Genomic DNA, 20,513 nt, shown 5'->3' on the forward strand with positions numbered 1-20,513 from the left:
CGCAGTTGCGCAGTGGCCTCCGCAACGACCGCATGAGGTGTCGACTATGGGTGGAATGAGCTTCGCGCTGAGTGAGGATCAGGAGCTGATCCGCAAATCCGTTGCCGAGCTGATGAAGAACTTCGACGACCAGTACTGGATGGAGAAGGATCTCGCTCACGAGTTTCCGACGGAGTTCTACAAGATGCTCGCCGACGGCGGCTGGATGGGCATCACGATGCCCGAGGAGTACGGCGGTCACGGTCTCGGCATCACGGAGGCGACGATCCTCCTCGAAGAGATCGCCCGGTCCGGTGGTGCAATGAACGCCGCGAGCGCAATCCACCTGAACATCTTCGGAATGCAGCCTGTCGTCAAGCACGGCACCGACGAGATGAAGGCACGCACGCTGCCCCGCATCGTCAACGGTGATCTGCACGTGTGCTTCGGGGTGACCGAACCGGGTGCCGGCCTCGATACCTCCCGGATCACGACATTCGCGAAGCGCGACGGCGACCACTATGTCGTCAACGGTCGCAAGGTGTGGATCTCGAAGGCCGTCGAATCGGAGAAGATTCTGCTCCTGACCCGCACTCAGCGCTACGACGAGGTCGAGAAGAAGACCGACGGCATGACGCTGTTCCTGACCGATCTCGACCGCAGCAAGATCGACATCCGTCCGATCCGCAAGATGGGGCGCAACGCGGTCACCTCCAACGAACTGTTCATCGACGACCTCCGGGTCCCCGTCGAGGACCGTATCGGCGAAGAGGGGCAGGGATTCAAGTTGTTGCTCGACGGTCTCAACCCCGAGCGCATGTTGATCGCGTCCGAAGCCCTCGGCATCGGCCGCGTCGCGCTCGAGAAGGCCGTGAAGTACGGCAACGAACGCGAAGTGTTCGGGCGCCCGATCGGCATGAACCAGGGCATCCAGTTCCCCCTTGCCGATGCGCTTGCGCACCTCGATGCCGCGGAGCTCGTCCTGCGTAAGGCCACCTGGCTCTACGACAACGGCAAGCCGTGCGGCCGGGAAGCCAACACCGCCAAATATCTCTGTGCGGAAGCAGGTTTCGCCGCAGCTGATCGCGCATTGCAGACTCACGGCGGAATGGGGTACTCCGAGGAGTACCACGTGTCGCGTTACTTCCGCGAGGCGCGCGTGATGCGAATCGCCCCGGTCAGTCAGGAGATGATCCTCAACTACCTGGGATCCCATACCCTCGGACTGCCGAGGAGCTACTGATGGAGGCCCCGCTCGCGGGGGTCACCGTGGTGACTCTCGAACAAGCGGTCTCTGCGCCGATGTGCACCCGCGTCCTCGCCGACTTCGGTGCGCGTGTGATCAAAGTGGAGAACCCCAAGGGCGGCGATTTCGCTCGCGACTACGACGACGTCGTCAACGGAATGGCAGCGCACTTCGTCTGGGCCAATCGCGGTAAGGAATCGATCGCTCTCGACCTGAAGACCGAGGGCGGTCGGGGCGCGCTCCACACCCTGCTGGCGCGCGCAGACGCCCTCGTATCGAACCTTGCACCCGGAGCTATGGCGCGCCTGGGACTCTCGCCCGAGGATCTGGCCGGCCGATATCCGGACCTGATCGCGGTCGAGATCGACGGATACGGTCCAGGCGGACCGCTGTCGCACAAGCGCGCGTACGACCTGCTCATCCAGGCCGAGTCGGGCGCATGCTCTGTCACCGGCTTCCCCGGGCAGCCCGCGAAGCCGGGACCACCGGTCGCGGACATCAGCACCGGTCTGTATTCAGCGTTGTCGATCCTCGCGTTGCTGTGTGGACGGGAACGCAACCGGGGGCGCGGCGGCGGACTGTCGAAGGTGTCGGTGAGCCTGTTCGACACGATGGCGGACATCATGGGCTACCCGCTGACGTACACCCGCTACTCGGGTGTCGAACAGCAACCCCTCGGCATGAGTTCACCGGCGGTCGCGCCGTACGGTTCGTATCGCACCGCCGACGACCGGATCGTCGTGCTCGGCACGACCAACGACCGTGAATGGCAGCGTCTGGCGCGCGAGATCATCCAGCGCGACGACCTCGCCGACGACGAGCGGTTCGCGACCAACACGGCGCGGTGCGAGCACCGCGCCGAACTCGACGAGGCCATCGCCGCGTGGTGCGCACAGCACCCGCTCGACCACGTACAGAAGATCGCAGACGAGGCGGGTATCGGCAATTCGCGTTACAACACGCCGCGCGACGTCATCGATCATCCGCAGCTGGCCGCCCGTAATCGTTGGCGGACGGTCGCGAGCCCGAACGGACCCGTCGAGGCGATTCTGCCGCCACCGGTGATCGAAGGCTACGAGCCGCCGATGGCGCCCGTACCCGGTTTGGGCGAGCACACGGACATCATCCTCGCGGACTTCGGTCTCCGCCCCGACGAGATCGATCTCCTGCGCGAGCAGGGCGCGATCGGGTCGGTACAGAGATGATCGAAATACGAGAGATGGCCGGCAAACACACTTGGAACCAGGAGAATTCGAATGCGTGAAGTGGTCATCGCTGCGGCCGTCCGAACGCCGGTAGGCAAGCGCAACGGTGGGCTGGCCGGGGTGCACCCGGCGGACCTGTCGGCGCTCGTGCTCGAGGCGCTGGTAGAACGCACCGGCCTCGATCCCGAGATCGTCGACGACGTCATCTGGGGTTGCGTGTCGCAGGTGGGCGACCAATCGAGCAACATCGGACGCTACTCGGTGCTCGCTGCCGGATGGCCGGAGTCCATCCCGGGTACCACTATCAACCGGGCGTGCGGATCGAGTCAGCAATCGATCGATTTCGCGGCTCAGGCAGTGATGTCGGGGCAGCAGGACGTGGTTGTCGCCGGTGGCGTCGAGATCATGAGCCGGGTCCCGCTCGGTTCGGCGCGTGCTTCCGGGCAACCGTACGGTCCCCGAGCGCTCGCGCGCTACGACGGGTTCGCGTTCAACCAGGGAATCTCCGCCGAGAAGATCGCCCAGAAGTGGGGATTCTCGCGTACTCGTCTCGACGAGTACGCGACGACCTCGCACGAGCGGGCTGCTGCGGCGCAGGATCGAGGGGCATTCGAAGCGCAGATCGTTCCGGTGGTCACCGACGAGGGCACGGTCAGCGCGGACGAGGGCATCCGCCGCGGCACCACGGTCGAAAAGCTCGCCGGCCTGAAGCCGGCATTCGCCGACGACGGGGTGATCCACGCCGGCAACTCGTCGCAGATCTCCGACGGTGCAGCCGCGCTGCTGGTGACCACCCCTGACAAGGCCCGTGAGCTGGGCTTGACCTCGCTCGTCCGTTACCGCGCGGGTGCGGTTGCGGGCGCCGATCCGGTGCTCATGCTCACCGGTCCGATCCCGGCTACGGAGAAGGCACTCGCGAAGGCGGGGGTCGGTCTGAAGGATGTCGGGGTCTTCGAGGTCAACGAAGCATTCGCGTCGGTTCCGCTGGCGTGGCTGGCCGAGACCGGCGCCGATCCGGAGCTGGTCAATCCCCTCGGTGGGGCGATCGCGCTGGGGCATCCGCTCGGCGGCTCGGGCGCAGTACTGATGACTCGCATGATTCATCACATGCGGGACAACGGAATTCGATTCGGTCTCCAGACGATGTGCGAGGGGGGCGGAACCGCGAACGCCACCATCGTCGAACTGCTCGGTACGTAGGGTTGCACATAGTGTGATGCATCCAGAAAAATTGCAGGCCTGAGACCCTTGTCACATCCGGCAAACCGACCTAATGTGTGTTCAGTAGGTTGGGGACGCGAGGGAGAGGGGCAGCGTGCAAAGGGCTTACGACACGCTTCTCGCCAAGGGTGAGGACCGCAGGGAGCTGATTCTCAGCGCAGCTCAGCGGTTGTTGGCGAGGAACGGGTGGCGCAGCACAAGCCTCGCTCAGATCGCACGGGCCGCGGGCATCACGCCCGCGGGTCTGCTACATCACTTCCAGTCCAAAGACCAGTTGCTGCATGCCGTGCTCGACGCCCGGGATGCAGACGATGATGCACGTGCTGATCGTTCGGGAGATCCGATCGAGCAGATCAGGGGCCTCTACTTGCGTTTCGAGAAGTCCCCTGACCTGGTCGGGATGTTTGCTGTACTCCTGATCGAGAACCTGGAGCCGGATGCTCCACTGCACGATCGCCTACTCGCTCGACACCGGGCCGCCGTCGACACAATCGAGGCGGGAATCCGACGTGGTCAACACGCCGGCCGGTATCGAACGGATGTGAACCCAGCCGTCAAAGCGGTGGAAATCGTCGCTTTCCTCAACGGAATGGAAACCTCATGGCTGCTCGATCGTTCGCTCCCGCTGGCCGAGATATTCGAGGACTTCACACAGTCGCTCGAGCAACAGCTCATGCCCACCAGCACAGTTTGAGGCACCGCGTCGTCATCGTCGCACCGCGCGTGGTCGATACCGTGCGCCACGTCGGCGGATGGCTCTACGACCAGGCCCTCGCGGGATGGGAAGTCACTGTCCTGACGCGAGAGCATCAGGACATTCGTCCCCTCGAGATCCTCGGAGCCCGGGTCGTCGATCTCGACTCGGCCGTGTCGACCGAAAATGGTCTCGTTCCAGAGGCGTTGGTGGCGTCGGCGGAGCTCTACTCGACCGACGAACGCATCCGAGTCGGGCTGGACCGAGTCCTTGAACGCGGCATGACGAAGTTCAGCATGTGGGGCGATGAGATCCCGGCAGATATCGATGCCCGGTTCTCGCCTTCTGAATACTGTATGAGCAGGGCGGCGCAGGTGTTCAAGCGCCATGCGCTCGTTGCAGCGGAGGTCCGCGAGCCCGTGATCGCGCCCACCGAATCCTTCCGGACGTCCGGATTTTCTGCACCGCAGTCGGGTCACCTCACGTCGGTCTGATGTAGACCGGATTGCAAGAACAGCAGTGCAAAGACGGCAGCGCAAAGACACAGCGGTGTAAAGACATAGCCGTTCGACAGCCCAGAAATGACCAACGTCCCGGCTCTCGGATGAGCGCCGGGACGTCGTGTTCGGTCGGTCAGTTCTGCTGAAGGTCGATGACGACCTTACCGATTGCCCGCCCGTCACCGACCAGACGCAGAGCATCGACGGTGCCCTCGAGCGAATACACCGCACCGATATGTGGCACGGCGCGGCCCGAGACGAGGAGCTCGACCAGTTCGTCCTCACCTCGCCGGTACTCGTCCGGGTCGAGATCCTGGAACTGGAACCCCTGAATGCGAATACCTTTCACCAGAACCAGGTTGAGTGGTATTCGAGGGATTGTTCCGGACGCGTACCCCACGGTGATGAAGCGCCCGCCGCGGCGCAGCGACCTCAACGCCGGTTCCGACAGGTCGCCGCCGACGGGATCGACCACGACGTCGGCGCCCTCGGGAACAGCATCCTTCAGGAGCGCGCGTAGCTCACCCGACCGATGGTCGACGAGATGTTTCGCACCGTACGACGCGGCGACCTCGAGCTTGTCGGACGATGAGGCCACCGCGACGACCGTTGCACCGAGGACCGCTCCGAGTTGAACCGCGGCGAGTCCGACGCCGCCGCCCGCACCGAGCACGACGAGGGTTTCACCAGGCTGGAGCCGAGCCACCGACCGGAGCGTGTGATACGCGGTGCGGTGCGCCACACCGAACGCGGCAGCGGTGCGGTGATCGACGCCGTCGGGTATCCGCTTCAGCGACGCGGCTTTTGCCGCGATCTCCTCTGCGAACGCGCCGACGATCCCGGTGCCGCTCACCCGGTCGCCGACGGCGAGGTCGCCGACATCGCCGGCGATCTCCTCCACGACCCCGGCGAATTCACTGCCGGGCACGAACGGTGTAGGCACGCTGATCTGGTATTTGTCGGCGACGACCAGAACATCGGGGAAGTTGACCGCTGCAGCACCGACCCGCACTCGCACCTGGCCCGGTTCGAGCGTGGGGGAAGGGCGTTCGTCGATCCGCACGACCTCGGGCTCCCCGTACTCGGAACAGACCGCTGCGCGCATGCCCGTTACCGCCCTTGCCAGACCGGTGCGCGCTTCTCGACGAACGCGGCCGCACCTTCCTTGGCGTCGTCGCTCGAGAAGACGAGGCTTTGCCAGTGTCCGAGACGCTCGTCCGCGCGCGCCGGGTCCACCTGCGCGAGACGCACGAGTTCCTTGACCGCTGAGAGGCCCAGCGGGGCATTCGCCGCGATGCGTTCGGCGAATGCCAGCGCAGCCGACTGTACGCCTTCCGGTTCGACAACCTGGTTGATCAGACCGAGTTCGTATCCGCGCTGCGCAGTGATCAGGTCGCCGGTCAGTGTCAGCTCCAGAGCGGCCGCCCGAGGAATCCGCGTCCCGAGGTTGGTGCCGCCTCCGGCGGGGAACAGACCCCGCTTCACCTCGGGAAGACCGAACTTCGCCGCCGAGGAGGCAACGATGATGTCGGATCCGAGGAGAAGTTCGAGCCCACCGCCGATCGCGGTGCCGTTGGCGGCGCCGATCACAGGAATGTCCGTCTCGCCCTTGGCCAGCCGCGCGTACGCGGCACCGGGGCCGGAGTCCAGCCCGATCTTCTCGCCGCTTGCGAATGCTCGTAGATCCATGCCCGAGCAGAACGCGCGGTCGCCGGTGCCGATGAGGACGATCGCCCGGATCTGAGGATCTGCCTCCGCGTTCTCGACGGCTGCACCGATCCCGTTGATCACGGCACCGGTCAGCGCATTGCGTGCCTCGGGGCGGTTCAGCCGAAGCAGGAGAACCGCGCCGTGTTGTTCTTGTACGAGTCCTTCCACCGGTTCGCTCATCCCTGGTAGTCCGTCGATTCGGCGAGGTCGGCGGCCGACTTCATGAGGTTGGTGATGACCGGACCGTACGACTGCAGCTTCACGTCGTCGCCGGCGCGCTGGAAGCCCTGCTCGAGGACGATGGCGAGCTTCCACTTGGCGAGGACGAGGTAGTAGTCGATGTCGTCGACCTGACGACCGGAGACCTCGGAGTAGTGGGCGAGCATCTGCGACCGGTTCGGCATGCCGCTCAGGTCGACGTAGCTGACCGCGCTTTCTCCGGGGGCGTCCATGTCCTCGGGCCAGTTCATGAGCATCCAGCCGAGGTCGAGCTTCGGATCGCCGACGGTGCCCATTTCCCAGTCGACGAGCGCTGCGAGCTTCGCGGGCGCGCCGTTCTTGTACATCACGTTGGCGAACTGGTAGTCGCCGTGCATCAGGCCCGGGATGTAGTCGAGCGGCCGGTGATTCTGTAGCCACTTGGTGGCGACGTCCATGCCCTCGATCTCGCGGGCTTTGATCCGCTCGAAGAATCGGGTCCAGCGGTCGACCTGTCGATCATGGAAACCATCCGGTCGTCCGAGGCCTTCGAGGCCCTGAGCTTTCCAATCGACCTTCGACAGCAGGCCGATGCCCTCCGCGAGCTGGTAGGCGAGACCGGCACGTGCCTCGGGATCGTTGTCGAACGGAGCGGGCCAGCCGTCGCGATGATCCATGGGGGACCAGCCGTCGACGAATCCCATGAGGTAGAACGCGCGGCCGAGCACCGAGGTGTCCTCGCATGCGGCGATCGCGGCGGTGTGGGGCACGTCGGTACCGTCGAGGCCCTCGATGATTCTCCACTCGCGAATGATTCCGTTGTCGCGGTCGGCGGGCGCGGCTTTCGGCGGTATCCGGATGACGCTCGTGAAGTCGTCGCGGACCAGCTTGTAGATTTCGTTCTGCGTGCCGCCCGAAAGATAGGTGGCTTCGAGCGGGGCGCCCTTACCAGGCAGTCCGCGCTCGTCCATCCACTCGGCGAGTCGTTTCGTGTCGATCACAGGTTCCCCACTTCCAGTTCGAGGTATTCGGCGTACTTGGCACGGGCTTCGTCCTGCTTGCGCGGGAGCCACTCCGAGGGCCACAGGTCGTCGGTTGCGGTGTAGTCGCGCAGGACCTGTTTGGCAACGGTCGTCTTGTGGACCTCGGTCGGTCCGTCGGCCAGACCCATGACGGCCGCGCCGTGGATCATCTTGAAGAACGGCATCTCGTTGGTGACGCCGAGCGCTCCGTGTACCTGCATTGCGCGCCAGGCGATGTCGTGGAGCACGGTCGGCATCACGATCTTCGCCGTCGCGATGTCCTTGCGGAGCTTCTTGTAGTCGTTGTACTTGTCGATCTTCCACGCGGTGTGCAGCACGAACAGGCGGAACTGCGTCAGCTGCGCGTAGGAGTCGGCGATGTAGCCCTGGACCGTTTGTTTGTCGGCGAGGCGGCTGCCGGCGGTCTCACGACTCAGCGCGCGTTCGCACATCGTGTCGAGGGCCTTCTGGGCGAGGCCGATGGTGCGCATCGCGTGGTGGATGCGGCCGCCGCCGAGCCGAGTCTGAGCGACGGCGAACGCCTGGCCTTCGCCACCGAGGAGAGCTTCGGCGGGGACCCTCACGTTCTCGTAGTGGATGAGTGCGTGGCTACCCCCGTTCATCGGCTCGCCGTACAGACCGACGTTGCGCACGATGTCGATACCGGGGGTGTCGGATGGCACGAGGAACATCGACATGCCCTTGTGAACCGGAACCTCGGTGTCGGTCACGGCCATCACGATCAGGAACGAGGCCGTCTTGGCGTTGGAGGAGAAGTACTTCCAGCCGTTGATGACCCAGTCGTCGCCATCCTTGACCGCCTGGGTGCGGAACTGCGCAACGTCGGCGCCGCCCTGCGGTTCGGTCATCGAATACGTGGAGAACATTTCGCCGTCGAGCAGCGGCTGTAGATACTTCTTCTTCTGCTCAGGAGTGCCGTAGTGCGCAATGATCTCTGCGTTGCCGGTATCGGGCGCCTGGCATCCGAAGACGATCGGTGCCCACGATGAGCGACCGAGAATTTCGTTCAGCAGGGCGAGCTTGAGCTGCCCGTAGCCCTGGCCGCCGAGTTCCGGCCCGAGGTGTGTGGCCCACAGGCCTTGTTCACGAACCCGCTGCTTGAGCGGATCGATGGCCTTGCGCCGAAGCCCGTCGAGGGGCACGAACTGTTCGTGCTCCCACACCAGGTCCAGGGGCTCGACCTCGTCGCGCACGAATGCGTCGGCCCAGTCCAGTTTCTCCTGGTATTCGGGGTCGGTTTCGAAGTCCCACGCCATTGCCTGGCTCCTCTCTGATCAAAAGAATGTCGATTCCGTCTTTCCAGAATGCTATTCTTACACGACTGAAGACAGTTTGGAACAGTCCGCTACGAAAGGCACCGAGTTGAAAGCCGAAGACCTTTTCCATCTGGGCGTCGTGACTGACGATCTGGCCAGCACGAAGGCCGAATTCACGCAGCTCTTCGGGTACGAGTGGGGGCCGGAGGTCGGCGGTGAGGTAGCGGTGACGCTCCCGACGGGTGATCAGGTGGTCGATCTGTTGTGTGCGTTCTCGATCACCGAGCCGCGCATCGAACTCGTCCGGAGTGCACCGGCACCTCTGTGGGAGTCGGTCCCCGGTATTCACCATCTCGGCTACTGGTCCGACGACGTCGACGCGGATCGCGACGAGTTCGCAGGCCAGGGCTACAGCACGGAAGCAACCCGCCAGGCGCCCGACGGCAGCCTCTTCTTCGCCTTCATGCGCAGCCCGTCCGGGCTCCTGCTCGAATTCGTGACCCGTGTGGTGGAACCGAGTATGTCGCAGTGCTGGGCGGCGCCGCAGTAGTCGTAGTGCAGGTCGGCAGATCAACGAGGCGAAGAGGGAAAATATGGGAAACGTCGGAATCGTGACCGGTGGAGGTCGCGGGATGGGGTTGTCGTGCGCGGAGCGGATGGTCGGCACAGTCGACACACTGCTACTCGTCGACATCGATGAGACCTCCGCGAAAGAGGCCGCGGCGCGGTTGTCATCGGACCGGACCGTGGTCGAGTCGTTCGTCGCCGATGTCGGTGACGCCGAAGCGCTCGGCAGACTCGCGGACCGCGCGGCCGAACTCGGAAACTTGCGTTCCGTCGCTCACGCCGCCGGAATCTCTCCGACCATGGCCGACTGGCGCAGGATCGTGTCGGTCGACCTGGTCGGTACCGCACTGCTCGCGCACACGCTTCGTCCGCTTGCGACCGCAGGTACGGCGATGGTCTATTTCGCTTCCATGGCACCGCTGATCGGGCGGATGGATCCGGACCCGGAACTGGGTGCAGTCCTGGATGATCCGCTCGATGAACATTTCCTCGACAGGCTCCGCGAGATCGTGGGCGAATCGATCGAGCAACCGGGTATCGCCTACTCGTGGGCGAAGCACGGTGTGCAGCGATTCGCGCGTGCGGAAGCCATCCGGCTCGGTGCCGCTGGAGCACGTGCGAACTCCGTGTCGCCGGGGCTGATCGATACTCCGCAGGGCAGGCAGGAGGCGGCGAGTAATCCGCGTATCGCCGACATGCAGCGCGCGACGCCGCTCGCACGACTCGGGCAGGCAGACGAGCTGGCAAAGGTCGTGGCGTTCCTGCTGTCCGACGGTGCGAGCTTCGTCAACGGCATCGACGTCCTCGTCGACGGCGGTGTCATGGCAGCAATTACTGCCCGACGCGCTGAGTCCGCGACATGACCGACTCCATGGGAGTCGGGCTGCACTACGGCGGAACCGATACGTCTATGCCGCTGGTCGACCTCGCGCGTGCCGCGGAGGATCGCGGGTTCGAATCACTGTTCGTGCCGGAGCATTCACATATTCCGAGTGTCCGCCGGACGCCCTTCCCTGGTGGCGGAGTTCTACCCGACGGTTATTTCCGTCTGTGGGACCCGCTCGTGAGCTTGTCGTTCGTCGCTGCGGCGACCGGCCTGACCGTCGGAACCTGCACGGCGCTTCCCGGCGGGCACGACCCGATTTCCTACGCAAAGGCTGTGTCCACACTCGATGTCATGTCGGGTGGTCGTCTCGTTCTCGGCGTCGGTTTCGGCTGGAACAACGACGAATTCGAAGATCACGGGTACGACGCTCGCGACAAGTACAAGGTGGTCGAAGAAAAGATCGCGCTGATGAAAAGCCTCTGGACCGAGGAAGAAGCATCGTACGACGGCAAGCACGTGCGGCTGTCGCCCAGTAGAGTGTGGCCGAAACCTCTGCAACGCCCGCATCCTCCGCTCCTGCTGGGAGCGCGGTCCGGTCCGATCGGATTCCGCAGGATCGCGAAGTGGGCGGATGGTTGGATACCCATGGGGCATCATCCGGTGGACACCCTCGAAGAGGACCTGAAGCAACTCGCCGTCGAATTCGAGCGGGTGGGCCGGGATCCGGACAGTATCCGGGTGACGGTCCTGCAGGGACTTCGTCCCGACCTCGCCGATGTGCTGGACAGGTTTCGGCAGATGCCTGTCGAGCGGGTGATCGTCGACGTCCCGACTGCGGACGACGATGTCGTGTTACCGATCCTGGACGAGATCGCGGCTTACTCGTAGGACCTCGGACGGTCCGTCTCCGGGTGCAGGCTGCGCAGAAACAGGGCGACTGCGGCACGGATGTGCTCGTCGGGATTGTCGCGGATGATCCCGAACGATGCGAGGCGCGCCGGTGCGCCGGCTGCCATGCCGAGAAACAGTTCGGCGAGGGTATCGGGGTCGTCGGCCACGATGGCGCCGGTGGCCGCGTGCCGGCGGAGGAGTTCGGCGACCTGTCTCGTGCGCGGCCAGTGCCCGGAACCGAGTGCCTTGCGGGCGATATCGGGGTAGCGGGACGCATAGGCGACTGCGACCTGCTGGAGTTTGATCATCGACGGATCGAGGGCACGCCGGACTGCGGTGTCGGCGATCGCGGTCAGCGCCTTCTCCAGGTCTTCGTAATCCGGGAGCTCGGGCTCGGGCCAGGGCCAGTCGCTGCGCGACATCGCCCATCCGAGTACCGACCGGAAGACGTCTTCCTTGGTAGGGAAGCGTGCGTACAGAGACGGTTTCGTCGTTCCTGCTGCGGCTGCGATGGCATTCATCGTCGTGCCCTCGTAGCCGTTCTCGAGGAACAGCCGGAGCGCGGACTCACGTACGGCTGCGTCGAGTTTGCCTGCTTCCTCCCTGGTCGGTCGGCCGCCTCTGCGCCGAACGGTGCCCTCGGCCTGCGGCGCATCATTCACCGGTGTCATATCTGAAGAGTGTGCCAAACGAAATTGCCTCTGGACATAAAACTTTCCCAGTGAGTATGGTTATCCGTAATCACTAACTATACCCACAAGTCTAGTTATCTCGGATCTCCCGAAACTCAACGGCCGGAGGGCACAGTGACAGAAACGACGATGCAGAAAGACGTCATCGGGACGCTGAATTCGTACTTCCAGGAGCGACGGGGACAGGTCCCCGTCCTGACTCAGCGTGCGGATGATCAGGGCATCACCGAAATTCGTTCCCGCGAGGACATCGTTCCCCTGCTCTTCCCCCACACGACCTACAAGAGCTACCCGGAATCGCTTATCGCGAAGGGCAAGTGGGAGCAGATGAACCGGTGGCTCGGCTCGCTGTCCACCCGCCGGGTCGACGACGTCGACGTATCCGGTGTCACCGACGTGGACGGCTGGATCGCCGCGCTGGAGAAGGCCGGCCACATGGTGTCGAGTTCGAGCGGAACCAGTGGAAAAGGTTCGTTCCTCAACAAGTCCTACCGCGACTTCGAGGTCAACAAGCAGAACCTGCTCGCATGCTTCGACTCATTGGGAATGCCGCCCGAAACGGCATGGCACGTCATCCCGGTCGGGCCGGACACCGGACAGACTCAGCACGCAGCCGTGCGCGATCTGATCATCAACTCGTTCTCAAAGTCGGATGCGCTCCCGCTGTTCGACGGCCCCGCACCGGAAGGGTTCCATCGCTACCTGTCCCGGTTGTCGGCGATGCGTCGCGCGATGGCCGACGGCACTGCGGCTCCCGACGACATCGCGTCCTTCGAGGCGGAAGCCGCCGAACGCGCCGCGCTCCAGGAACAGAAGCTGAACCACTACGCCGACCAGGTCCTCGCGCACCGTGACGAGAACATCCTGTTCAGCTCGCAGTTCCCGCAGCTGTACCGCCTCGTCGAGGTCCTCCGTGAGCGGGGTATCAAGGACGGCGACATCACCGGCCTCAACGGACTGACCAGCGGCGGCGGACTCAAGGGTACGAACCTGCCCGACGATTACCAGGAACAGATCTACCGGATGCTCAACATCGCTCCGGAGCGCTTCCTGCACTACTACTCCATGCAGGAACTCAACAACCGCCTGTTCAAGTGCCCGGAAGAGGGGCGTTATCACGTGCCGAAGGAGGTCGTCCTCCTTGTTCTGAACAAGGACGGCGACGCACTCGCCGAGGCTTCGGACAACATCGTCGAAGGCCGGGCCGCATTCGTCGACACCACCGTCGACGGTCGCTGGGGCGGCACGATCTCGGGCGACAAGATCACCGTCGATCAGGGTCGCTGCCCGTGTGGGCGCGACGGTGAGACCGTCATGCCGAACATCGTGCGGTACTCCGACCTCGGCGACGACGACAAGATCACCTGTGCCGGAACCATGGACGCCTATGTCCGCGGAATCGTAGGGGAGTAGAGCACCATGACCGCAACTGCACCTGCGCCAGCACGCACCAAGATCCAGGTTCCGCATTTCGTTCGCGGAAAGCTGGTCTGGGGCGAGGACAACGAGTACCTCTCGCGCGATTTCGGAGTCCCGTTCGTGACTCCCAAGATCGAATACAACGAACTGTTCGTTCCGCGCACGGAGCCCGGACCGGCCTTCGATGTGCCCATCTCGGAGATCATCGACTTCCTCGTCGAGACCGCCGGGCAACTCTCCCTGGAGAAGAACCCCTACCTTCAGGAATCGCTGGAGATGACGCTGCAGGTCAGCGCATTGCCTCGCCGGATCATCGAGAACACCTTCCGCCGACCGGGGCAGTTCCTGACGAAAAAAGCCCTCGAATACCGGCTCGAACGCACCTTCGGAAGCATCGACGTACTCGACGGATGGGTCGAGAACACCGATCCCAACGGCAGCGTCAGCAAGATCCGCGCCTTCCCGCCGCGACTCGTCCACATGCTCGCCGGGAACTCGCCGAGCGCCGCCATGACGTCGATCGCCGACGCGGCACTGCTCAAGGCCGTCAACGTGTTCAAGATGCCGTCGGCAGACCCGTTCACCACCGTCGCCGTGCTCCGGACGATGGCCGACATCGCACCCGACCACCCCGTCCTGAAGTCGATCTCCGCGGTCTACTGGCGTGGCGGCGACGAGTCGGTCGAAGGCGTGCTCTACCGCTCGCAGTACTTCGACAAGCTTGTGGCGTGGGGTGGCGGTCCCGCGATCGAGAACGCGGCGAAGTACGCGGGGCCGGGATTCGATCTGATCTCGTTCGACCCGAAGGTCTCGATGGCGATCGTGGGTCGCGAGGCATTCGAGTCGGAAGAGACGCTACGGGAGGTCGCTGAACTCGCGGCCGCCGACGCGACGATCTTCAACCAGGACGCCTGTCTCGCAGCGCGACACATCTGCGTCGAGGGAGACGTCGAGCAGGTCGATCGCTTCTGCGCGCTGTTGCACGAGCGGCTGGGAGTGGACCGCGATTTCGCGTCCGCAGTGGGTCCGAAGCCCGACTCCGAAATCCGCGAAGCGGTCGAAGGAATGCGTTACCTGGAGCCGGACTACCGCGTGTGGGGCACGTTCGACGGTTCCGGACTCGTGGTCCGCTCTCCCGAGATGGTCGACTTCCACCCCAATTTCAAGACCGTCAACGTCATTCCGATCGCGAACCTGCGCGATGCCGCGTCCTATGCGACGGTGGCAACTCAGACGGTCGGCGTCTACCCGAACCACCGCAAGGCCGAGATCCGTGATCACCTCGCGACCGCGGGTGTCCAGCGGATCGTCAAGCTCGGCGGCGCACTGCGCGGCAGCATGGGTGGCCCGCACGACGGCATGTACCCGCTGCACCGCATGGTGAACTGGGTGGTCGACGACGATGCCTGAATCTGCAACACGGCCTGAAGCGACACGCAGTGCTATTCCGATGAGGGTGCTCGGACGTTCCGGAATCAGGGTCAGCGAATTGTGCCTCGGCACGATGACCTTCGGGACCGAATGGGGTTTCGGCACCGACGAATCGACGAGCCGGAAGATCTATGAGACGTACAGGGAAGCCGGCGGCAACTACGTCGACACCGCGAACAACTACACGAACGGTTCGAGCGAGGAAATCCTCGGGCGGCTCGTGGCACCGGAGCGCGACTCGGTCGTCGTGAGTACGAAGTACACCTTCCCCACCGACTCCGCCGACCCCAACACGGGCGGAAACCATCGTAAGAGCCTGCGCCGCAGTGTCGAGACGAGCCTTCGTCGGCTCGGCACCGACTACATCGATCTGCTGTGGGTCCACGCGTGGGATCAGTGCACGCCGGTGGACGAGACCCTGCGAGCCCTCGACGACCTGGTGAGGTCGGGTAAGGTGCTCGCGATCGGGGTGTCGAACACACCGGCATGGGTCGTATCGCAGTCCGGCGCCATCGCGGAGCTGCGCGGATGGAGCTCGTTCTGCACGATGCAGGTGGAGTATGCGCTCACGGCACGCACTGCCGAGCGTGATCTCCTCCCGATGGCGCGGGCACTGGGTATCGAGGTCTCCGCATGGAGTCCGCTCGGGCGAGGCACCCTCGCCCGTCCTATGTCCGAGGAGGCTTTCGCGAAGCTACCCGAGTTCGTGCAGCGCATCCTCACAGTCACGCGGGAGGTCGCGGGCGAGATCGGCGTCTCACCCGCGAGGGTCGCGCTCGCATGGGTACGCAGCCAAGGGCTTATGCTGTCGATCGGTGCACGCACTGTCGATCAGATCAACGACAATCTGGCGGCACTGGACGTAGAACTCGACGACTCGCACCTGGCGCGGCTCGACGAGGCATCGAAGATCCGCCTCGGCTATCCGCACGAATTCCTGCACGAGCGTCGGGCGATGTTCACACCGGACGCTCTTCGGGCCTGAGCCCGTCGGTAGCTCGCGACTGAGGAAGGCATACACGATGGAGACCCTCGAACACTGGATCGACGGAGCTGCCGCAGCACCCCACGGCGGTGGCTACCTCCCGGTGACCGATCCCGCGACCGGTCGCACCGTGCGACAGATCGCGGACGGCGACAGCAACGACATCGATTCCGCCGTCGCTGCTGCGTCGAGGGCGACATCGGAGTGGTTGAAGATCCCGGCTCTGGCGCGTGGGCGTCTGATCACCGACCTCGGCCGGGCGATTCGTGCGAACAAGTCCGAACTGGCCGAACTCGAAGTGAGTGAGACAGGCAAGCCACTCGCCGTTGCGCTGGGCGAAATCGAGAACTCCGCCGTGTATTTCGAGTTCTACGGTGGGCTTGTCGGGATGCCGGCGGGGGAAACCCTCGACGTGGCACCCGATCAGCATGTGTTCACCAAGCGCGAGCCGTACGGTGTCATCGGTGTCATCACACCGTGGAATGTGCCGCTCAACCAGGCGTCGCGGGCCTGTGCACCCGCGCTCGCCGCCGGCAACACGGTGGTCTTGAAGCCATCCGAGAACACCTCGGCGACCAGCGTGCGGCTCGCGGAACTCGCTACGGAGGTCGGAATTCCCGACGGTGTGGTCAATATCGTGCTCGGGAACGGACGCGACGCGGGGGCTGCGCTCGCACAGCATCCGACGGTCGCGAAGGTCGCGTTCACCGGATCGGTGCCGACAGGTCGCGCTGTCGCGGGTATCGCGGCGGAACGGGTCATTCCGGTGACCCTCGAACTCGGCGGCAAATCGGCGAACATCATCTTCGCCGATGCTGATCTCGATGCCGCCGTTGCCGGTGCGCTGGCGGCCTTCACTGGAAACGCGGGTCAGGTGTGTTCCGCCGGTACCCGTCTGCTCGTGCAACGCGAGATCCACGACGAAGTCGTACGCCGACTGGTCGACGGTGTCGCTCTCATCCGGGTGGGACGCGACATGGGTCCGATCATCACGCGCGAACAGTTCGGACGCGTCCAGGAGTATTTCAAGGTTGCCGAATCGGAAGGCGTCCGCGTCGAGACCGGGGGCAGTGTCTCGTCACTCGCCGAGGAGACCGGCGGCTTCTACATCGATCCCACCGTGTACACCGGGGTGGACAACTCGATGCGCATTGCGCGAGAAGAGATCTTCGGTCCCGTCGTCGTAGTGATCCCGTTCGACAGCGACGACGACGCGGTCGCGATCGCCGACGACTCGGAGTACGGTTTGATCGCCGGTGTGTGGACCAGGGATGTGTCCCGGGCGCTTGCTGTGAGCGACCGCTTGCGCACCGGCCAGGTTTTCGTCAACACGTGGTCGACGGCATCGGTGCAGACCCCGTTCGGTGGGTGGAAGAACAGTGGCTACGGGCGCGAGAAGGGCGTCGAGGCCCTGCACCACTACGGGCAGGTCAAATGCGTCACCATCAAGCTCTGACCACGCACACGGTGCTGCTGTCCATTTTCGGAAGGAACTTTTGATGACCCAGGACTCAGCGGTGAGCGGAGCGTCCGTCGATGATGCGCACCGTGCACTCTTCGACGCCGGACTCACGGTCCGCAGGGAAGTGCTCGGCGACGCATACGTCGATGCAGCTCTCGAACGCAACGCAGGCTCGGACGGAGAGTCGCTGCAGGAGTATGTCAGCGAATTCGTCTGGGGCGGTGTGTGGACGCGCGACGGACTCGAACGCCGCGACCGCTCACTCGCGACGATCAGCATTCTCATTGCGCTGGGCCAGCACCAGGAACTGGCGACACACATTCGCGCGGGTCTCGGCAACGGTCTCACCCGCAAGGAGATCACCGAGACGGTCGTCCACGCGACCGCCTATGTGGGCTGCCCCGCAGGTATTTCGGCTATGCGAGTGGTCCAGGAAGTGCTCGTGACCGAACTCGGCCCGCTCACCGCCGAGGACAACGCATGACCGCCGGCCCGGAGACTGCAACGATCAAGATCGTGCCGTTGCCCGGAAAGACTGTCGGTCACATCGGGCTCGGCGCGATGGGGCGGCCCATCGCACAGAATTTCGTGGCCAGCGGGCAATCCACGGTGGTGTTCGACGCCGATACGACCTCCCAGGAACGGTTCCTCGCCGGCCACACCGGTATCCGGGGCGCAGCGGGTCCGGCCGACTTCGCGGACTGCGACATTGTGGTCCTGGTGCTCCCGACGAGCGACATCGTCGACAGCGTCGTCCTCTCGGACGACGGTCTGCTGAAGCACCTTCGGCCCGGTAGCACGATCATCGACATGGGGTCGAGCATCCCCGCGCGCACACAGGCACTCGCCGCAGCTGCGGCAGAGAAGGGGATCGCAGTCGTCGACGCCCCGGTCAGTGGCGGTGTCGCGCGGGCCCGGCAAGCCGCGCTCGCCGTGATGGTCGGCGGAGACGCGGCCGCAGTCGATTCGGTGGTCCCCCTGCTGAAGGCGACGGGCACCGACGTCATCCACGTCGGTCCGGTCGGATCCGGTCACGCGGCGAAGGCCCTCAACAACCTGATGGCCGCGAACAACGTACTCATCGCGGCGGAAGCGCTTCTCGTCGGCCGCAAGTTCGGGATCGATCCCGCCACGTTGCTCGGCGTGCTCAACGCGAGCAGCGGACGAAATCAGGCGACCGAGACGAAGTTCGAGAAGTTCGTGTTGTCCCGCTCGTTCGACTCCGGGTTCGCCGCGCGCCTGATGCGCAAGGACATCGGAATTGCACTCGACCTCGCGCACGATCAGGAGATTTCACCGCTCCTCGGGGAGGCAGTGGGCAGGTTGTGGAACGCGGCGGTCGACGAACTCGATCCGGCCGCAGACCAGACGGATGTGGTGCGGTACTTGGAGGAACTCCACCACGTGTCGCTGGGAGATCCGGCCGACCACTGAGAAAACAGCCTCGCTCCCCAGGGAGCGAGGCTTTTCCGGTCGGTGGCCACCATTTTCTGTGATCTCCTGCAGGCCTTCCATGAGGAACCTGCGAGAACTATGCTTCTGGAATCAGGAATGGCGTTCTAGGTTGAGGTCATCCGATCCCGACGACGCCGTCAGTGGCTGACGTGAGAGCGAGAATCTGTGACGGGCACCGATATCCGATTGACACCGTCCGCACACGCCCACGCGCGTCCGGAGGTGCCGGCGATCGTGATGGGCACGAGCGGCGAGACTGTGACCTACGCACAGCTCGAGGAACGCTCGGTGCGGTTCGCCCGTGCGCTCGGGGCCCGCGGGATCATGCCGGGGGATCACATTGCCATCCTCATGGAGAACAACCGGCCCTTCCTCGAAATCTGCTGGGCCGCTCAGCGCTCCGGCCTGTACTACACCGCGATCAATCGACATTTCAAGACCGGCGAGGTTCAGCACGTACTCGACGACTGCGGCGCCACCGCGCTGATCACCAGCGACACGGTGCGCGAGACTGTCGAACAACTCGACCTCGGCAATATCCCCGTCCGGGTGTGCGCCTCCGGCGACATGCCGGGTTTCGAATGCTACGACGAAGTTCTCGACCGCGAGACCTTCGAGCCGATCGACGAATCCGAGGGGCGCGAGATGCTCTACTCGGGCGGTACCACCGGATTCCCGAAGGGTGTGCGCAAGCCGCTGCCCCGAACCGCGTTCGGCGACCCGTCATCGGCCCCCGTGCAGATCGCCAAGGGGCTGGTCATGAGTGGTCCACAATCGGACGTGGTCTATCTGTCCCCGGCACCGCTGTATCATTCGTCGCCGCTGGTCTTCTCGATGTCGTGGCACCGGCTCGGCGGCACCGTCGTGGTGATGGAGAGCTTCGATCCTCAGCGGTGCCTCGAGCTCATCGAGAGACATCGGGTCACCCACGCCCAGTTCGTTCCGACGATGTTCGTCCGCATGCTCAAACTTTCCGAGTCCGAGCGCTCCCGGTACGACATGTCGAGCCTGCGCTCGGTCGTCCACGCCTCGGCGCCGTGCCCGATACCGGTAAAGCGGCAGATGCTCGAATGGTGGGGCCCGATCATCGACGAATACTATTCGGGAACAGAAGATGTCGGAACCTCGATCATTACCGCTGCGGAGTGGCTGGAGCATCCCGGATCCGTCGGGCGGCCCATGCAGGAATGCCACATCGTCGGTGAGGACGGCGAAGAGCTTCCCGACGGTGAGATCGGGTCGATCTACTTCGCTGGAGGTCGCCCGTTCGAATACCACAACGATCCGGAGAAGACCGCGTCCGTCACGAACGACAAGGGGTGGCGGACCCTCGGCGACATGGGATACCGCGATGAGGACGGATACCTCTACCTCACCGACCGAGTCGCATTCATGATCATTTCCGGCGGTGTGAACATCTACCCGCAGGAGACCGAGAACCTGCTCGTCACGCACCCCGCGGTAGCGGACGCCGCGGTGATCGGAGTGCCCGACGACGAGATGGGCGAATCCGTCAAAGCCGTTATCCAGCTACTGGATCCGTCGGAGGCGGGTGCGCACCTGGCGGCCGAACTGATCTCCTTCTGCCGGGCCGAACTCGCGTCCTACAAGTGCCCTCGCAGCATCGATTTCGTCGACGAACTTCCCCGCGACCCCAACGGGAAGCTGTACAAGCGCCGAGTGCGCGACCAGTACTGGGCCGGTCACGACACCCGGGTCATCTGAACCGTGTC

At 64.3% G+C, this 20,513-nt stretch carries 20 protein-coding genes; 15 read left to right on the forward strand and 5 right to left on the reverse strand.

Annotated features, from left to right (window positions below; all coding sequences use genetic code 11):
• Positions 1-55: 55 nt before the first annotated feature.
• The 5 genes from ACZ46K_RS08115 (at position 56) to ACZ46K_RS08135 (ending at position 4,839) form a co-directional block, all read left to right on the forward strand.
• A complete protein-coding gene (locus ACZ46K_RS08115; RefSeq protein WP_464749264.1) occupies positions 56-1,222 on the forward strand; it encodes an acyl-CoA dehydrogenase family protein in 1,167 nt (388 codons plus the stop codon).
• The gene (locus tag ACZ46K_RS08120; RefSeq protein WP_054804751.1) at positions 1,222-2,430 is read left to right on the forward strand and encodes a CaiB/BaiF CoA transferase family protein; all 1,209 of its coding nucleotides are present in this window, start codon (positions 1,222-1,224) and stop codon (positions 2,428-2,430) included. The genes ACZ46K_RS08115 and ACZ46K_RS08120 overlap by 1 nt, the downstream gene beginning before the upstream one ends.
• Before the next feature lie 51 nt (positions 2,431-2,481).
• A complete protein-coding gene (locus ACZ46K_RS08125) occupies positions 2,482-3,630 on the forward strand; it encodes a thiolase family protein (RefSeq protein WP_464747567.1) in 1,149 nt (382 codons plus the stop codon).
• 115 nt (positions 3,631-3,745) lie between these two features.
• Positions 3,746-4,345 carry a TetR/AcrR family transcriptional regulator gene (locus ACZ46K_RS08130; RefSeq protein WP_054804750.1) on the forward strand — a complete coding sequence of 200 codons (600 nt, stop codon included), beginning with the start codon at positions 3,746-3,748 and terminating at the stop codon, positions 4,343-4,345.
• Positions 4,342-4,839, forward strand: a complete 498-nt coding sequence (locus ACZ46K_RS08135) for a hypothetical protein (RefSeq protein WP_054804749.1) — start codon at positions 4,342-4,344, stop codon at positions 4,837-4,839. The genes ACZ46K_RS08130 and ACZ46K_RS08135 overlap by 4 nt, the downstream gene beginning before the upstream one ends.
• A 139-nt stretch (positions 4,840-4,978) precedes the next feature.
• Here the strand turns inward: ACZ46K_RS08135 and ACZ46K_RS08140 are convergent, their stop codons facing one another.
• Genes ACZ46K_RS08140 through ACZ46K_RS08155 form a run of 4 tightly spaced genes read right to left on the reverse strand, consistent with a single transcriptional unit; the run spans position 4,979 to position 9,052 of the window.
• Entirely contained in the window at positions 4,979-5,950 is a 972-nt protein-coding gene (locus tag ACZ46K_RS08140) for an NADPH:quinone oxidoreductase family protein (protein ID WP_054804748.1), read from the reverse strand.
• A gap of 5 nt (positions 5,951-5,955) precedes the next feature.
• The gene (locus tag ACZ46K_RS08145; protein ID WP_054809836.1) at positions 5,956-6,735 is read right to left on the reverse strand and encodes an enoyl-CoA hydratase-related protein; all 780 of its coding nucleotides are present in this window, start codon (positions 6,733-6,735) and stop codon (positions 5,956-5,958) included.
• A complete protein-coding gene (locus ACZ46K_RS08150; protein ID WP_464747571.1) occupies positions 6,732-7,754 on the reverse strand; it encodes a phosphotransferase family protein in 1,023 nt (340 codons plus the stop codon). Before ACZ46K_RS08150 ends, ACZ46K_RS08145 begins: the two co-directional genes overlap by 4 nt.
• On the reverse strand, positions 7,751-9,052 hold the full coding sequence (locus ACZ46K_RS08155) for an acyl-CoA dehydrogenase family protein (RefSeq protein WP_054809835.1): 1,302 nt from the start codon (positions 9,050-9,052) through the stop codon (positions 7,751-7,753). Before ACZ46K_RS08155 ends, ACZ46K_RS08150 begins: the two co-directional genes overlap by 4 nt.
• 106 nt (positions 9,053-9,158) lie before the next feature.
• Here ACZ46K_RS08155 and ACZ46K_RS08160 point away from each other — a divergent pair, with 106 nt between their 5' ends.
• Genes ACZ46K_RS08160 through ACZ46K_RS08170 form a run of 3 tightly spaced genes read left to right on the forward strand, consistent with a single transcriptional unit; the run spans position 9,159 to position 11,333 of the window.
• Entirely contained in the window at positions 9,159-9,602 is a 444-nt protein-coding gene (locus ACZ46K_RS08160; protein WP_054804758.1) for a VOC family protein, read from the forward strand.
• A 43-nt stretch (positions 9,603-9,645) separates the two neighbouring features.
• On the forward strand, positions 9,646-10,482 hold the full coding sequence (locus tag ACZ46K_RS08165) for an SDR family oxidoreductase (protein ID WP_054804747.1): 837 nt from the start codon (positions 9,646-9,648) through the stop codon (positions 10,480-10,482).
• A complete protein-coding gene (locus tag ACZ46K_RS08170) occupies positions 10,479-11,333 on the forward strand; it encodes an LLM class F420-dependent oxidoreductase (protein WP_464747573.1) in 855 nt (284 codons plus the stop codon). Before ACZ46K_RS08165 ends, ACZ46K_RS08170 begins: the two co-directional genes overlap by 4 nt.
• Here ACZ46K_RS08170 and ACZ46K_RS08175 read toward each other — a convergent pair.
• The gene (locus ACZ46K_RS08175) at positions 11,324-12,007 is read right to left on the reverse strand and encodes a TetR/AcrR family transcriptional regulator (RefSeq protein ID WP_464747575.1); all 684 of its coding nucleotides are present in this window, start codon (positions 12,005-12,007) and stop codon (positions 11,324-11,326) included. The two genes, ACZ46K_RS08170 and ACZ46K_RS08175, sit on opposite strands and share 10 nt — an antisense overlap.
• Before the next feature lie 135 nt (positions 12,008-12,142).
• On the opposite strand from ACZ46K_RS08175, the gene ACZ46K_RS08180 reads away from it, so the two are divergent.
• From ACZ46K_RS08180 to ACZ46K_RS08210, 7 genes are all read left to right on the forward strand, one after another.
• Positions 12,143-13,441, forward strand: coding sequence for a hypothetical protein (locus ACZ46K_RS08180; protein WP_464747577.1), 1,299 nt, complete (start codon positions 12,143-12,145; stop codon positions 13,439-13,441).
• Positions 13,442-13,447: 6 nt separating this feature from the next.
• Entirely contained in the window at positions 13,448-14,857 is a 1,410-nt protein-coding gene (locus tag ACZ46K_RS08185; protein WP_464747579.1) for an acyl-CoA reductase, read from the forward strand.
• 94 nt (positions 14,858-14,951) lie between these two features.
• On the forward strand, positions 14,952-15,863 hold the full coding sequence (locus ACZ46K_RS08190) for an aldo/keto reductase (protein WP_464747581.1): 912 nt from the start codon (positions 14,952-14,954) through the stop codon (positions 15,861-15,863).
• A 37-nt stretch (positions 15,864-15,900) separates the two neighbouring features.
• On the forward strand, positions 15,901-17,319 hold the full coding sequence (locus tag ACZ46K_RS08195; RefSeq protein WP_054804746.1) for an aldehyde dehydrogenase family protein: 1,419 nt from the start codon (positions 15,901-15,903) through the stop codon (positions 17,317-17,319).
• 43 nt (positions 17,320-17,362) lie between these two features.
• The gene (locus ACZ46K_RS08200; protein WP_054809833.1) at positions 17,363-17,809 is read left to right on the forward strand and encodes a carboxymuconolactone decarboxylase family protein; all 447 of its coding nucleotides are present in this window, start codon (positions 17,363-17,365) and stop codon (positions 17,807-17,809) included.
• Entirely contained in the window at positions 17,806-18,759 is a 954-nt protein-coding gene (locus ACZ46K_RS08205; RefSeq protein WP_464747583.1) for an NAD(P)-dependent oxidoreductase, read from the forward strand. Before ACZ46K_RS08200 ends, ACZ46K_RS08205 begins: the two co-directional genes overlap by 4 nt.
• A gap of 207 nt (positions 18,760-18,966) precedes the next feature.
• Positions 18,967-20,505, forward strand: a complete 1,539-nt coding sequence (locus ACZ46K_RS08210) for an acyl-CoA synthetase (protein WP_464749265.1) — start codon at positions 18,967-18,969, stop codon at positions 20,503-20,505.
• The last annotated feature ends 8 nt before the right edge of the window (positions 20,506-20,513 follow it).

It is taken from the genome of Rhodococcus sp. JCM 9793 (genome assembly GCF_055380405.1).